17 protein-coding genes are annotated in these 12,987 nt (G+C 64.6%); 11 read left to right on the top strand and 6 right to left on the bottom strand.

All coding sequences use genetic code 11. From position 1 onward, the window contains the following. The first annotated feature begins 73 nt into the window (after positions 1-73). The 8 genes from APH25_RS04805 to APH25_RS04770 are packed head-to-tail and all read left to right on the top strand — an operon-like array spanning position 74 to position 6,108. Positions 74-1,267, top strand: a complete 1,194-nt coding sequence (locus APH25_RS04805) for a PepSY domain-containing protein (protein ID WP_060481239.1) — start codon at positions 74-76, stop codon at positions 1,265-1,267. Beyond that, entirely contained in the window at positions 1,264-1,803 is a 540-nt protein-coding gene (locus APH25_RS04800) for a hypothetical protein (RefSeq protein ID WP_060481238.1), read from the top strand. The genes APH25_RS04805 and APH25_RS04800 overlap by 4 nt, the downstream gene beginning before the upstream one ends. Beyond that, positions 1,800-2,120: a hypothetical protein gene (locus APH25_RS04795; RefSeq protein WP_060481237.1), complete on the top strand. Its 321-nt coding sequence runs from the start codon at positions 1,800-1,802 to the stop codon at positions 2,118-2,120. The genes APH25_RS04800 and APH25_RS04795 overlap by 4 nt, the downstream gene beginning before the upstream one ends. Continuing rightward, positions 2,117-2,686 (top strand): DUF6162 family protein, encoded by a 570-nt coding sequence (locus APH25_RS04790; protein ID WP_028634421.1) that lies wholly within the window; start codon positions 2,117-2,119, stop codon positions 2,684-2,686. Before APH25_RS04795 ends, APH25_RS04790 begins: the two co-directional genes overlap by 4 nt. Positions 2,687-2,703: 17 nt before the next feature. Beyond that, complete coding sequence (locus APH25_RS04785) at positions 2,704-3,606, top strand: metal ABC transporter substrate-binding protein (RefSeq protein ID WP_028634422.1); 903 nt, start codon at positions 2,704-2,706, stop codon at positions 3,604-3,606. Further along, entirely contained in the window at positions 3,603-4,349 is a 747-nt protein-coding gene (locus APH25_RS04780; protein WP_060481236.1) for a metal ABC transporter ATP-binding protein, read from the top strand. Before APH25_RS04785 ends, APH25_RS04780 begins: the two co-directional genes overlap by 4 nt. After that, positions 4,349-5,248, top strand: a complete 900-nt coding sequence (locus APH25_RS04775) for a metal ABC transporter permease (protein WP_060481235.1) — start codon at positions 4,349-4,351, stop codon at positions 5,246-5,248. The genes APH25_RS04780 and APH25_RS04775 overlap by 1 nt, the downstream gene beginning before the upstream one ends. Beyond that, entirely contained in the window at positions 5,245-6,108 is an 864-nt protein-coding gene (locus APH25_RS04770; protein ID WP_060481234.1) for a metal ABC transporter solute-binding protein, Zn/Mn family, read from the top strand. The genes APH25_RS04775 and APH25_RS04770 overlap by 4 nt, the downstream gene beginning before the upstream one ends. A gap of 73 nt (positions 6,109-6,181) precedes the next feature. On the opposite strand, the gene APH25_RS04765 is transcribed toward APH25_RS04770, so the two are convergent. The 6 genes from APH25_RS04765 to APH25_RS04740 form a co-directional block, all read right to left on the bottom strand. After that, on the bottom strand, positions 6,182-7,246 hold the full coding sequence (locus APH25_RS04765) for a DUF1615 domain-containing protein (RefSeq protein ID WP_177331154.1): 1,065 nt from the start codon (positions 7,244-7,246) through the stop codon (positions 6,182-6,184). A 14-nt stretch (positions 7,247-7,260) separates the two neighbouring features. Beyond that, positions 7,261-7,812: a hydrolase gene (locus APH25_RS04760; protein WP_060481233.1), complete on the bottom strand. Its 552-nt coding sequence runs from the start codon at positions 7,810-7,812 to the stop codon at positions 7,261-7,263. Between the two features lie 57 nt (positions 7,813-7,869). Continuing rightward, on the bottom strand, positions 7,870-8,589 hold the full coding sequence (locus APH25_RS04755) for a thioesterase II family protein (RefSeq protein WP_060481232.1): 720 nt from the start codon (positions 8,587-8,589) through the stop codon (positions 7,870-7,872). Continuing rightward, positions 8,586-8,807: an MbtH family protein gene (locus APH25_RS04750; RefSeq protein ID WP_028634429.1), complete on the bottom strand. Its 222-nt coding sequence runs from the start codon at positions 8,805-8,807 to the stop codon at positions 8,586-8,588. The genes APH25_RS04755 and APH25_RS04750 overlap by 4 nt, the downstream gene beginning before the upstream one ends. Positions 8,808-8,917: 110 nt before the next feature. Beyond that, positions 8,918-9,319: a hypothetical protein gene (locus tag APH25_RS04745; protein ID WP_028634430.1), complete on the bottom strand. Its 402-nt coding sequence runs from the start codon at positions 9,317-9,319 to the stop codon at positions 8,918-8,920. A gap of 49 nt (positions 9,320-9,368) precedes the next feature. Beyond that, a complete protein-coding gene (locus APH25_RS04740) occupies positions 9,369-9,662 on the bottom strand; it encodes a DUF1330 domain-containing protein (protein ID WP_060481231.1) in 294 nt (97 codons plus the stop codon). A 77-nt stretch (positions 9,663-9,739) separates the two neighbouring features. On the opposite strand from APH25_RS04740, the gene ribBA reads away from it, so the two are divergent. The 3 genes from ribBA to APH25_RS04725 all read left to right on the top strand — a co-directional run bounded on the left by ribBA (position 9,740) and on the right by APH25_RS04725 (position 12,982). Further along, on the top strand, positions 9,740-10,861 hold the full coding sequence (gene ribBA / locus APH25_RS04735; RefSeq protein ID WP_028634432.1) for a bifunctional 3,4-dihydroxy-2-butanone-4-phosphate synthase/GTP cyclohydrolase II: 1,122 nt from the start codon (positions 9,740-9,742) through the stop codon (positions 10,859-10,861). A 181-nt stretch (positions 10,862-11,042) separates the two neighbouring features. Further along, positions 11,043-12,068, top strand: a complete 1,026-nt coding sequence (locus APH25_RS04730; protein WP_060481230.1) for a polyamine ABC transporter substrate-binding protein — start codon at positions 11,043-11,045, stop codon at positions 12,066-12,068. After that, a complete protein-coding gene (locus APH25_RS04725; RefSeq protein WP_060481229.1) occupies positions 12,065-12,982 on the top strand; it encodes an ABC transporter permease in 918 nt (305 codons plus the stop codon). Before APH25_RS04730 ends, APH25_RS04725 begins: the two co-directional genes overlap by 4 nt. Positions 12,983-12,987: the final 5 nt, after the last annotated feature.

Raw genomic sequence — 12,987 nt, 5'->3', positions numbered from 1 at the left:
CTCATTCGTCCTTATCAGTACAGCCCTTTTTGGTTGGGCTCACGCTCGACTATCCCCTGCAGAAGACTGTCTGATGGCCAAAACACCGAAAAAATCAAAGTCCAAGTTGTGGTTCCTGGTCCACAGCTGGCTCGCCTTGCCGATCTGGTTCTTCGTGCTCATCGTTTGTTTCACTGGCATGCTCGCCGTGGTCAGCCAGGAGATCGTCTGGCTGGCCGACCCGGCGGTGCGGGCGAACAAGCCTGATGGCGACGTGCAGCGTATGACCTTCCAGCAGGTACTGGATGCCCTGCATGAAGCCAAGCCAGACATGATCGTGGGTGGCCTCAGCCAGCCAGATGGCTCGCATTTCGCCGTCAAGGCCAATGTCACCCTGCCAGACGGCACCAGCCCGACGCTTTATGTAAACCCCTACACCGGCGCCATCCAGGGCAAGACCCCGGACTTCAACTTTGAAGCATTCACCCGCGCGCTGCACGGTTGGTGGCTGGTGCCCTTCACTAATGGCTATAGCTGGGGGTGGTACCTGGTCTCCATACTGGGCCTGCCCATGCTGGCCTCGCTGGTGACCGGGCTGGTGGTGTACAAGAAGTTCTGGAAGGGCTTCTTCAAACCGGTGCGAACCGGCCATGGCTCCCGAATTTTCTGGGGTGACCTGCACCGCCTGGCCGGGGTGTGGTCGATCTGGTTCATTGCAGTCATTTCCATTACCGGCACATGGTTCCTGATCCAGGCGATCCTGTTTGACAATCACATCACCCTCTCAAGCGAGAAGGTCGTGCCTGTCATCGCACGGGAGCAGGTCCCGCAAACCCAAGACGGCTCCCCTGCCCCGCGCATCGACCTGGACGAGGCTGTGCGCCTGGCAGGCCTGGCCATCCCCGGGCTGGAAGTCAGCTTCGTTTCGCTGCCGTCTACCGCCTACAGCCACATCAACCTGAGCGGCCCAGGCTGGTACCCATTGATGCACCAGAGTGCGGCGGTAAACCCTTACACCCGCACGATCGACAGCCAGTTTCTGATCAGCGACAGGTCGGCGCTCGAGTTCGTCACCGAATCCATGCGCCCGCTGCACACGGGCGATTTTGGTGGCTTGCCGATCAAGCTGGTGTGGTTCTTCTTCGGGCTGGTACTGACCCTGATGGTGTTCAGCGGCCTGCTTATCTGGACCAAGCGTACCGCCCAAGCCACTGCTGCCGCGCTCAAGCGCGGTGAACGCGCCCCCCGCAACCTCCCGCGTGAAACCACCGTGGAGGTCCACTCATGAGCCGGGCCCAGACCCTCACCGCCAGCCCGTTGAAACAAGCCTGGCTGAAATGGCGTTTTCACCTCAACATCCTGCTGATCCTCATCCCGCTGGGCTTCATGCCCAAGTACTTCGCCGATGCCAAGCTGTTCCGCGGCGAAGCGGGCCTGGGCGCCAACATCGTGCGCGACATCCAGGTGGGCCCCTACAGCCTGGACCTGGCCGAGATGCGCGACCAAGAACCCCAGGCCGACGGCCCGGCCGGGTTTTTCAAGGTCTTCAACGCCGCACTGTGCAAGGCCTGCACCCAGGACGTGAAGGCGACCTACCTGCGTATCGGCAAACCCCGCAGCCTGCGCGCTGCCGGCACCATTTTCTTTGGTGCGCCCTACAACATGAGTACCTCACTGCCTATTCCCCCACGCACCAGCCACGATGCCCAGATCTGGATCACCGTGGAAGGCTGGGACGGCAGCATGCACCAGGCTTCGGTCCCATTGGCCGAGGCATCGCCCGCTACCGTGGCGTGGCTCAAGAAACAAGGAGGCAAGAAATGAAACACCTGATGCGCACCTTCGCGCTACCGATGCTGCTACTGGCCGCCGCCCCGGCGATGGCCCACAACCCCATGTGCGAATGCGAGGAACTTGCCAGCGGCCAGGTCAAGTGCACGGGGGGCTTCTCCGATGGCAGCGGCGCCCCTGGCGTGACCCTGGACGTGATTGGTTACGACGAGCAGGTGCTGGTCGGCGGCAAGCTGGGGGAAGACTCGACCCTGACCTTCAAGCGCCCTGATGGCGAGTTCTATGTGCTGTTCGACGCCGGCCCCGGGCATGTGGTGGAAGTCGACTACGCCGACATCCCACAACCATGAGCCGCGCCCAGGTGATACGCCCGGCGGGTGCCGGGCACGAAACCCTGTACGTGCTACTGGTCAGCGTATTGATCGTCTTGCTGGCAGCAGGGGTGGTGGCGCTGCGTGGCGAGCGTGAAGACGAGCAGGCCATCGAGCGCCACCAGCTCGATGCACGTCGCGACCTGACGGCTGCCGAACAGGGGCTGTATACCGACCTGAGGGTGGCCTTCGACGAAATCCAGATGCTGCGCGAAGAGCGCCAGGCTGCCCCGGGTGTGCAGGCGCTGGCCGAAGACGGCCTGCCGCCTTTCGTCGATGACGCCGGCAGCCAGAGCCGCGGCAACCATCAGTGGACGTGGCTGCAGGCCGGCGCCTACCTCGGCCGCAGCCAGGCCCCGGACATCGCCGGCAGCCTGCTGCTGATCCTGCCCGCTGGCAACGACGGCCAACCGGATATCTGGCTACGCCGCGACAGCAGCCACCTGCCACCCGACGACCTCGGCCAGGCAGCCTTGATTGCAGCGGGCTGGCGGCAGGTGGTCAGCCACTACGACGCCGGTGTCACCCGCGAACACCGCCACTGAACCCAAAAGGACTTCCCATGTTTCGCTCCGCCCTCGCCCTGCTTCTGGCCATCGCCCTGCCGGCCATGGCCCTGGCCGACAGTGGCAAGCCACTGCGCATCGGCATCACCCTGCACCCCTATTACAGCTATGTGAGCAATATCGTCGCAGACAAGGCCGAAGTGGTGCCGTTGATTCCCGCGGGTTTCAACCCCCACGCCTACGAGCCCCGGGCTGAGGACATCAAGCGCATCGGTACACTGGACGTGGTGGTGCTCAACGGTGTGGGCCATGACGATTTTGCCGACCGCATGATCGCCGCCAGCGAAAAGCCCGGCATCGCCACCATCGAGTCCAACCAGAACGTCCCCTTGCTCGCCGCCACAGGCATCGCCGCACGGGGTGCGGGCAAGGTCGTCAACCCCCATACCTTCCTGTCCATCAGCACCACCATTGCGCAGGTCAATAACATCGCCCGCGAGCTTGGCAAGCTGGACCCGGCGAACGCCAAGTTCTACACGCAGAACGCCCGCGCTTATGGCAAGCGCCTGCGCACCCTGCGGGCCGAGGCCCTGGCCAAGGTGACCGAGGCGCCCAGCGCCACCTTCCGCGTGGCCACCATCCATGCCGCCTACGACTACCTGGTGCGCGACTTCGGCCTGGAAGTCACCGCGGTGGTGGAGCCGGCCCATGGGATCGAACCCAGCCCCGCCCAGTTGAAAAAGACCATCGACCAGTTGAAGGCGCTGGATGTGCGGGTGATCTTCTCGGAGATGGACTTCCCTTCCGCCTACGTGGAAACCATCCAGCGCGAGGCCGGCGTTCGCCTGTACCCACTGACCCACATCTCCTATGGGGAATACACCAAGGACAAGTATGAAGTGGAGATGAAGCGCAACCTCGATACCGTGGTGCGTGCCATCCAGGAGAACCGCGCATGACCGCCGCCGCCCACGTGCAGCCGGCTTGTGGCCCGGCCATCGAGTTCGGTGGCATCGACCTCACCCTGGGGCGCACGCGCATTCTTGAGCAGGTGGCCTTCAGCGTCGCGCCCGGCACCGTGCACGCCATCGTCGGCCCCAATGGTGGCGGCAAGAGTTCGTTGATCAAGACACTGCTTGGGCAGATGCCGCACCAGGGTCAGTTGACCCTGCGCTGGCCGGGCGAGCGGGAGGTTATCGGCTATGTGCCACAGGCGCTGGAATTCGACCGTGGGCTGCCCATGACCGTCGATGACTTCATGGCCGCCATGTGCCAGAAACGCCCCGCGTTCCTGGGCTTGTCCCGGCGCGTGCAGCCCGCCATCGACGCCGCGCTGGTGCGGGTCGGCATGCTGGACAAACGCAAGCGCCGCATGGGCGCGCTGTCGGGTGGTGAGCGCCAACGGGTGCTGCTGGCCCAGGGCCTGATCCCCGAGCCGCAATTACTGGTGCTGGACGAGCCCATGTCGGCGCTGGACGAGGCAGGCATTCAGGTGTTCGAGCAGTTGCTGGCCGGTTGGCGCCAGGCCGGCACGACGGTGCTGTGGATCGAACACGACCTGGAGGCGGTGCTGCGCCTGGCAGACCGGGTCACCGGCCTGAGCCGCAAGGTGCTGTTTGACGCACCGCCCGCCCAGGCCCTCACGCCCGAGCGCCTGCTCGGCCTGTTCTCCGTTCACCCGCGCAGCGAGAGCCTTGCCTGATGAGCTTCGAATCCTTCCGTCAACTGGTCCAGCAGTGGGCCACACTGGGCTACCTGCCGGAGGCACTGGCCTACGGTTTTGTGGTCAACGCCTTGCTGGCAGGCCTGATGATCGGCCCGGTCCTGGGTGGGCTCGGCACCTTGGTGGTGGTCAAGCGCTTCGCGTTCTTCTCTGAAGCGGTCGGCCATGCGGCGCTCACCGGCGTGGCAATCGGCATCCTGCTGGGGGAGCCCTACACCGGCCCCTATGGCAGCCTGTTTGGCTACTGCCTGCTGTTCGGCATCCTGCTCAACTTCCTGCGCAACCGCACGGGGCTGTCGCCGGATACGCTGATCGGCGTATTCCTGTCGGTGTCCCTGGCCCTCGGGGCCAGCCTGCTGTTGATGCTGGCCGGCAAGATCAACGTGCACATCCTGGAAAACGTGTTGTTCGGGTCGGTGTTGACCGTAAGCGGCCAGGACCTGGTCGTGCTCGGCATCGTCGCTGCACTGGTGCTGGCCCTGGCGTTGCCGTTGTACAACCGGATCATGCTGGCCAGCTTCAATCCGCAGCTGGCTGCCGTGCGCGGCGTAGCGGTGAAAACCCTGGATTACCTGTTCGTGGTGCTGGTCACGCTGGTCACCGTGGCTTCGGTGAAAGTGATCGGGGCGATCCTGGTGGGTGCCTTGCTGGTGATCCCCGCTGCCGCCGCGCGGTTGGTCAGCCAGTCGCTCAAAGGCTTCTTCTTTTTGTCGGTGCTGATCGCCACGCTCAGCACCCTGCTCGGTATCTTGCTGCCCATCGTCTGCGACCTGCCGGTGCCTTCAGGCGCCGCGATCATCCTGGTTGCCGGCATCTGCTTCGCCCTCGCGGCACTGGCCCGCGCCCTCGTCCCACGCCTGCAAGGAAACCCGGCATGAACCTGAAACGCCTGACCCTGACAGTGGCCCTGGCCAGCCTGCCGTCGCTGTCGTTCGCCACCCAAGTGCTGACCGCCCTGCCCGTGACTCATAGCCTGGCAAGCGCCCTGCTGGACGGCACCACGGTGGAGCTGAAGCGGGCAGCACCGGCCAACCTGCCTGCCAGCCGGCAACCGTCGTACTTCAGCGGGCGCGGCGGCGCCAGCTTGCAGAAGGCGGCGCAGCAGGCCGACGCGGTGATCGGGCTGCGCTCCCTATGGCGCGACGACCCGCTGTACCCGGTGGCCAGGCGCAGCAATATCCGCATCGTGGAAATTGACGCGGCGCGCCCCGTCGACGGCGCACTGCCGGGTATTGCGGTGAGCGGTGACGATGCCCATGCCGCCTACCCCTGGCTGAACCCCACCAACCTCGGGCGCATGGCGGATGTGATGGCCAATGACCTGGAGCGGCTTTCGCCCCAGGACAAAACCAGGATCCAGGGCAACCTGGCGGGGCTCAAGCGCCAACTGCTGGAGCTGGCCGCCAGCAGCCAGACCCGCCTGGCCAAGGTCGACAACCTGACGGTGGTGAGCCTGTCGGAGCGGCTGAGCTACCTGGCCAGCGGGTTGAACCTGGATGTGGTGGAACAACCGCTGCCGAGCAATTGGGACACCGCCGCGCTCGAGGCGCTGGGGGCAAACCTGAAGGCGCAGGATGTGGCCCTGGTGCTGGACCATCGGCAGCCGGAGGCTGCGGTGGCCGAGGTGATCAAGGCATCCGGGGCCAAGCTGGTGGTGGTGGAGAGTGACCCTGAGGATGCGCTGGGGGGGCTGAAGGCCAGTGTCGACCAGGTGATCAAGGCGCTGGGCGACAGTTGATGCAGGGTGTGCCGGCTTCAGCTGGGGCATGTGGCACCCGGCTTGCCGGCGATGGGAACCGAGACCCGCGTCGCTAACGCCGCATGCACCGCTGATACCGCTCATCCACCCGCCCGGCAAACCAGGCCGTGGTCAGTTTGCGCGTGATCTTCGGGCTTTTCAGCTCGATGCCGGGTAGCACCGCCCGCGGCAGCGGCTTGCCAGCGGCGGCATCGGCCAACGCAAACACCCCCGCGTACAAGCGGCTGTCTTCGAAGTCCAGCTGGGTGCCCTGCTCCAGCTGGCTGCGGATTTGCGGGTTGCGCAAGCCAAGCTTGGCGCCCAGCCTGCGCGCAGCCTGCTCTGTGGTACCTGGCATGATCGCACCAGGGGCTATCAGGTCACCATCCAGTGCCAGTTGCACGCCCGTCACCTGGCTCAGCGCCGCCTGAAACGCAGCATTGCGGCTGGCGTACCAGCCTGCGTTGAAGTCGGCAAAACGGTACAGCTGGCGGTCGTAATTGGCCGGGTAACCCAGCAAGTGGGCGATGCCGAAATACATTCCGCCACGGCGGCTGAACACCTCTTGGCGGATACTGCCAGCCTGGCTGTAGGGGTAGCCCTGTGCATGCCGTTCAGCGAAGGCGACGCTCACCTGCATCGGCCCACCGGTACGCACCGGGTTCAGGCCACCGAGCAAGGTCTTGCCCAACGGCACCCGGGCGATCACCTCATCGTACAGTTCGCTGAGTTGCCGCTCGCTGCGCACCGAAAGCAGCCGCTGCTGGTAGCTCTGACCGTTGCCGGAGGGGGTTTTCAACGCGCCGTCGACGAGCAATCTGGGGATATGCAGCCGCGCCGCACGGCGGTCGATTTCCTCTCGGGCGATACGCCCCAGGTTGGGTACCTGCGGGTCGGCGTTGAAGGTGGACTCCTGCTCGGTCACCGCCAGCACCGCACACAGGTTGCTCTGGCTGGGCTCAAGGCCCTGGGCCTGAAACGCGGTCTGGATATCGTCAGCCCAACCCGCACGGTCGCGTGCCTGTGCCGGCAGCAGGCGCATGAGCTGCGCACGCACCTGCGCCGGGTCGGCCTGGGGGGTGGGTTCACGGCGCCCGGCGCAGCCTTGCAGCAGCGCCAGGGCGATCACCACGCCCATTACCGCGCGCCGGTTCAGGGCTGTTCCCCTACCAGAAACGTCTTGCTGATATGCCGGAAGGACGGGTGGCTGGCACTGCCCATCAGCTCGAACACCACCATCTCGCGGGTCACCACCTGCGCCCCGGCACCGCGCATGCGCGCCAACCCGGCGGCCTTGTTGGCCTGGGTACGGCTGTCACAGGCGTCCTCCACCACGAACACCTGCTTGCCCAGCGCCAGCAGGCCAAGCACGGTTTGCAACACGCACACGTGGGTTTCCATGCCGCAGACGATGACCTGCTCACGCGCCATCAGCTCGCTGGGCAGGCACTGAGCAGCGACGCAGGAGAAATGGTTTTTTTCAACCACCTTGGCCCCCGGCGCGGCTTCCAGCAACGGCCCGAGTGTAGGGCCAAGACCTTTGGGATATTGCTCCGAAATCACCGTCGGCAATTTCAGCTCTTCTGCCACCGTCAGCAACCAGCGAGCGCGTGCCTGGGTGCCTTCAGGGTCGCTCATGGCGCCGATGAGTTTTTCCTGGATGTCGATGACCAGCAGCGTGGCCTTGTTCGGGTCAATCAGCATTGCCTGCCCCTTGCCTGGGAAAAGCCCTAGCCTCTCCCAGGCAACCGGGGACGTCAATCAGGCGGACTGGCGCAACGGTTCCAGTGCGCGGGTCAGGGCAGCCAGTACGCGGTCTTCATGCTCGTGGATGAAGAAATGGCCGCCGCTGAACATCTGCCTGGAGAAGGCACCGCGCGTCTCCAGCCGCCAGGCGTCGAGTTGCTCATCACTGGCGCGGTCGTTTTCGCCGCCCAGCACGTGCAACGGGCATTGCAACGCAGGCCGCTGGCGGTAGGCGTAGGTGCCGCACAGCAGAAAGTCGGCCCGCAGAATGGGCAACGTCAGGCTCATCAGCTCAGGGTTGGCCAGCACTTCTTCCGGCGTACCCTGCAGTGTGCGCAGTTCGTCGAGCAACTCGGGGTCGGTTTTGGGCTCGCGCCAGTTGTTGCCATCGTAGTCTTCACGGCGGGTGGGCGCCGCCGTACCGCAGGCGAACAGCGCCAGGGGTGGGGTGCACCCCAACCCTTGCAATTCATGGGCAAGTTCGAACGCCAGCAGCGCACCCAGGCTGTGGCCAAGCAAGGCGTAAGGGGCGTTGGCCGCCAGGCGCTGCTCGGCCGCCAGTTGCCGGGCCAGGCCCTGCATGTCGGTGTGCAAGGGCTCCCCCAGGCGTGCGCCACGCCCGGGCAGCTCGACCGGGCGCACCTGCAACCAGGCGGGCAGCTTGCGCCGCCAGCGGCTATACACCATGGCGCTGGCGCCCGAGTACGGCAGGCACAGCAGGTTGACCGTGGTCACTGCGCAGCAGCTTCCGCCATTTTCTGGCGCAGGCTCAGCGGGCGCATGTCGGTCCACACCTCGTCGATGTAGGCCAGGCACTCCTTCTTCAGGCCGCTTTTGCCCACGGCGCGCCAGCCATCGGGGATAGCTTTGTAGTCGGGCCAGATCGAGTATTGCTCTTCGTGGTTGACCACGACCTGAAACTGGATGTCGTCACGGTCGAAAACGGAAGTCATTGCCTGTCTCCTTGAATGATGAGGGCCGCAGCGCCAGGGGCGCAGGGGGCTTTGAAGTAGACGTGGCAGGTTGTAAAAAAATTAGCCCCGCGTGGCAACGCTGCCCGGCATCAGGCATCGCGCAGCAAGTCATGGGTGTCGAGCAGGCGGAACGCCACCTGTGGGTTACGCTCCAGGCCCCGGCGGATGGCCGCCGGGATGGCCTGGCGAGTCTTGCGGCACAGCCCCGGCTGATCGTCCAGTTCGATGACGATGCCGCGCATGGTGCGCACCTCATGGTGGCCGGGGGCGATGTGCAGCCGGATACCGAGGTTGTCGTACAAGCGTTGCTGCAAGCGGTACAGGTCTTCGAGGGACTGGAGGTTTTCCAGCCGCTCGAGCAGGCGCTTTTCTTCCTGCCGGTTCAGCAGAAGAATGCGCTGGGCGGCCTGTGCGTGAGTGGCCAGTTGTTCACGGCCGCAGTTACAGGCACCCGGCGGGCAAGGTTGGCGCAGGGGTGCAGGGCTGGTCATCGGCCAAGCATAGCCAGTTTTATCTGCACTGTGGTCCCTGCCTTGTGGTTCAGCCCTCGACCCCCTCGACGATGATCACTTCGGCCCGAGCCACCCCCTGGCGGTGGCTACAGGCTTGCTGGTACTGGTCTGAGTGGTAGCAGGCCAGCGCCTGTTCGTAGGAGTCGAACTCGATGACCACGCTACGCTGAGGGGTGTCACGCCCTTCCACCGCCTCGCTGCGCCCACCGCGCGCCAGAAACCGCCCGCCAAACGCCTGGAACGCCGCCGGGGCACGCTGGGTGTATTGCAGGTACTGCTGAGGGTCGGTGACGTCCACATGGGCGATCCAGTAGGCCTTCATGCGTAACTCTCCTCTCGAAATGATTTTATGTATGATGGTATACCATAATAATCAACCAGCCACAGCGAGTGTGCAACATGGCTTTCAACACTGTCGATGAGATTCTCGAGGACTACCGCCAAGGCAAGATGGTGCTGCTGGTAGACGATGAAGACCGGGAAAACGAAGGCGACCTGCTGATTGCAGCCGAACGTTGCGATGCCCAGGCAATCAACTTCATGGCCCGCGAAGCCCGCGGGCTGATCTGCCTGACCCTGACTGACGAGCACTGCCAGCGCCTGGGCCTGGAGCAGATGGTGCCGGCCAATGGCAGCGTCTTCAGCACCGCGTTCACCGTATCGATCGAAGCGGCTACCGGGGTAACGACCGGTATTTCTGCCGCCGACCGCGCCCGCACCGTGGCCGCCGCGATGGCCGCGGACGCGCGCCCGGAAGACCTGGTGCAGCCGGGCCACATCTTCCCCTTGCGTGCGCGTGAAGGCGGTGTGCTGAACCGCGCGGGGCATACCGAAGCGGGCTGCGACCTGGCGCGCCTGGCCGGTTTCAGCCCGGCGTCGGTGATCGTGGAAGTGCTCAACGACGACGGCACCATGGCGCGGCGCCCCGACCTGGAAGTATTTGCAGCACGCCATGGCATCAAGATCGGCACCATCGCCGACCTGATCCACTACCGCCTCAGCAACGAACAGACCGTCAAGCGCATAGGCGAACGTGAACTGCCGACCGTGCATGGCACCTTCCGCCTGGTCACCTATGAAGACGGCATCGAAGGCGGTGTGCACATGGCCATGGTGATGGGCGACATTCGCCGCGAACAACCGACCCTGGTGCGGGTGCACGTGATCGACCCGCTGCGCGACCTGGTGGGCGCCGAATACGCCGGCCCTGCCAACTGGACGTTGTGGGCCGCCTTGCAGAAAGTGGCCCAGGAAGGTGCCGGTGTGGTGGTGATCCTGGCCAACCATGAGTCTTCCCAGGCCTTGCTGGAGCGCGTGCCGCACCTTACGCAACCGCTGAGGCCCTACCAGCGCGGCCAGTCGAAGGTGTACTCGGAGGTGGGTACCGGCGCGCAGATTCTTCAGGACCTGGGCGTCGGCAAGCTGCGGCACCTGGGGCCGCCGTTGAAATACGCAGGCCTTGCCGGCTATGAGCTGGAAGTGGTGCAAAGCATCCCCTTCGAACCCGGGATGCTGGGCTGAACCTGCGGCGCCGGGCAAAGCGCGGAGTGATGGCCGGTCGCCTCATGCCCCTTGCGAAAAGTTTGGAATACCATAATATGATATCCCGTAGACCTTGAATCTGCTGTAGCTGCTCCCCGAATACTGTTGGCGGGCGCACCACACCCCGCCTCGAATAACAAAAAGCAACGAGGGCGTAACCATGCTGTTGAGCAAACGTGTAACCGCAGTGCTGTCTGCAAGCCTGCTGACCCTGGCGTGCCAGGCTGCCCAGGCCGCCGAAAGCGTCAATTTCGTCAGCTGGGGCGGCACTACCCAGGACGCCCAGAAGGAAGCATGGGCAGTGCCCTTCACCAAAGCCACCGGCATCAAGGTGGTGCAGGACGGCCCGACCGACTACGGCAAGCTCAAGGCCATGGTGGAAAGCGGTAACGTGCAGTGGGACGTGGTCGACGTAGAAGCCGACTTTGCCCTGCGCGCCGCCAGCGAAGGCCTGCTCGAACCCCTCGACTTCACCCAGATCAAACGCGACAGGATCGACCCCCGGTTCGTCTCCGACCATGGTGTCGGCTCGTTCTTCTTCTCCTTCGTGCTCGGCTACAACGAGGGCAAGCTGGGCGCCAGCAAACCCACCGACTGGACCGCACTGTTCGACACCAAGACCTACCCCGGCAAGCGCGCCCTGTACAAATGGCCAAGTCCGGGCGTGCTTGAACTGGCCCTGCTCGCCGATGGCGTCGCCCCCGACAAGCTGTACCCACTGGACCTGGACCGCGCCTTCAAGAAGCTCGATACCATCAAGAAAGACATCGTCTGGTGGGGCGGTGGCGCCCAGTCCCAGCAACTGCTGGCCTCGGGTGAAGCCTCCCTCGGCCAGTTCTGGAACGGCCGCGTGTACGCCCTGCAGCAAGACGGCGCACCGGTGGGTGTGAGCTGGAAGCAGAACCTGGTCATGGCCGATTTCCTGGTCATCCCCAAGGGTGCAAAGAACAAGGACGCGGCCATGAAGTTCCTGGCCAACGCCAGCAGCGCCGAGGGCCAGGCCGAGTTCGCCAACAAGACCGCCTACGCCCCCGTCAACGTCGACAGCGTGGCCAAACTGGACAAGGCCCTGGCCCCGAACCTGCCAACCGCCTACGCACAGGACCAGGTCACCCTGGACTTTGCCTACTGGGCAAAAAACGGCCAGGCCATTGCTGCCCGCTGGAATGAGTGGCTGGTCAAATGAAGGTTGCCATCAACGCCCTGCACAATGCCCAAGGTGCCGCCTCGGGCACCGGGGGCAGCGCTGCGGCGCCACGGCGGGCCAGCCTTGGCCAGCGCTGGAAAGGCAGCCGCAACCTGCTGCCCGCCCTGCTGTTCCTCGGCCTGTTCTTCTTCGCCCCGCTGGTCGGCCTGTTGCTGCGTGGTGTACTGGAGCCAACCCCCGGGCTTGGCAACTATGAGCAGCTGTTCGCCAACTCCGCCTACGCCCGGGTGCTGTTCAACACCTTCTCGGTAGCCGGGCTGGTGACCCTGATCAGTGTGCTGCTGGGCTTCCCCCTGGCCTGGGCGATTACTCTGGTACCCAAGGGCTGGGGCCGCTGGCTGCTGAACATCGTGCTGTTGTCGATGTGGACCAGCCTGCTGGCGCGCACCTATTCCTGGCTGGTGCTGCTGCAGAGTTCGGGGGTGATCAACAAGATGTTGATGGCCATGGGCATCATCGATGCGCCGCTGGAAATGGTGCATAACCTGACCGGTGTGGTGATCGGCATGAGCTACATCATGATCCCGTTCATCGTGCTGCCGCTGCAGGCCACCATGCATGCCATCGACCCGATGGTACTGCAGGCGGGCTCGATCTGCGGCGCCAGCCCTTGGACCAACTTCTGGAAGGTGTTCCTGCCGCTGTGCCGCTCGGGGCTGTTCTCCGGCGCGCTGATGGTGTTCGTGATGTCGCTGGGTTACTACGTCACCCCGGCCCTGCTGGGCGGTGCGCAGAACATGATGCTGCCCGAGTTCATCATCCAGCAGGTGCAGTCGTTCCTCAACTGGGGCCTGGCCAGCGCCGCCGCCGCCTTGCTGGTGCTGATCACACTGGTGCTCTTTTACCTGTACCTGAAGCTGCAACCGGAATCCCCGGTTGGCAACGCGAGGTAAACCGC

The sequence above is a fragment of the Pseudomonas sp. NBRC 111119 genome, from assembly GCF_001320125.1.
Lineage (GTDB): Bacteria > Pseudomonadota > Gammaproteobacteria > Pseudomonadales > Pseudomonadaceae > Aquipseudomonas > Aquipseudomonas parafulva.
Note: the sequence above shows the minus strand (reverse complement) of the source record. Positions and strands in the feature narration are given on the sequence as shown.

Bases quoted from the DNA above. Each gene is read 5' to 3' on its own strand.
- APH25_RS04805 (WP_060481239.1), top strand. From the start codon at position 74: ATGGCCAAAACACCGAAAAAATCAAAGTCCAAGTTGTGGTTCCTGGTC.
- APH25_RS04800 (WP_060481238.1), top strand. From the start codon at position 1,264: ATGAGCCGGGCCCAGACCCTCACCGCCAGCCCGTTGAAACAAGCCTGG.
- APH25_RS04795 (WP_060481237.1), top strand. From the start codon at position 1,800: ATGAAACACCTGATGCGCACCTTCGCGCTACCGATGCTGCTACTGGCC.
- APH25_RS04790 (WP_028634421.1), top strand. From the start codon at position 2,117: ATGAGCCGCGCCCAGGTGATACGCCCGGCGGGTGCCGGGCACGAAACC.
- APH25_RS04785 (WP_028634422.1), top strand. From the start codon at position 2,704: ATGTTTCGCTCCGCCCTCGCCCTGCTTCTGGCCATCGCCCTGCCGGCC.
- APH25_RS04780 (WP_060481236.1), top strand. From the start codon at position 3,603: ATGACCGCCGCCGCCCACGTGCAGCCGGCTTGTGGCCCGGCCATCGAG.
- APH25_RS04775 (WP_060481235.1), top strand. From the start codon at position 4,349: ATGAGCTTCGAATCCTTCCGTCAACTGGTCCAGCAGTGGGCCACACTG.
- APH25_RS04770 (WP_060481234.1), top strand. From the start codon at position 5,245: ATGAACCTGAAACGCCTGACCCTGACAGTGGCCCTGGCCAGCCTGCCG.
- APH25_RS04765 (WP_177331154.1), bottom strand. From the start codon at position 7,246: ATGGGCGTGGTGATCGCCCTGGCGCTGCTGCAAGGCTGCGCCGGGCGC.
- APH25_RS04760 (WP_060481233.1), bottom strand. From the start codon at position 7,812: ATGCTGATTGACCCGAACAAGGCCACGCTGCTGGTCATCGACATCCAG.
- APH25_RS04750 (WP_028634429.1), bottom strand. From the start codon at position 8,807: ATGACTTCCGTTTTCGACCGTGACGACATCCAGTTTCAGGTCGTGGTC.
- APH25_RS04745 (WP_028634430.1), bottom strand. From the start codon at position 9,319: ATGACCAGCCCTGCACCCCTGCGCCAACCTTGCCCGCCGGGTGCCTGT.
- APH25_RS04740 (WP_060481231.1), bottom strand. From the start codon at position 9,662: ATGAAGGCCTACTGGATCGCCCATGTGGACGTCACCGACCCTCAGCAG.
- ribBA (WP_028634432.1), top strand. From the start codon at position 9,740: ATGGCTTTCAACACTGTCGATGAGATTCTCGAGGACTACCGCCAAGGC.
- APH25_RS04730 (WP_060481230.1), top strand. From the start codon at position 11,043: ATGCTGTTGAGCAAACGTGTAACCGCAGTGCTGTCTGCAAGCCTGCTG.
- APH25_RS04725 (WP_060481229.1), top strand. From the start codon at position 12,065: ATGAAGGTTGCCATCAACGCCCTGCACAATGCCCAAGGTGCCGCCTCG.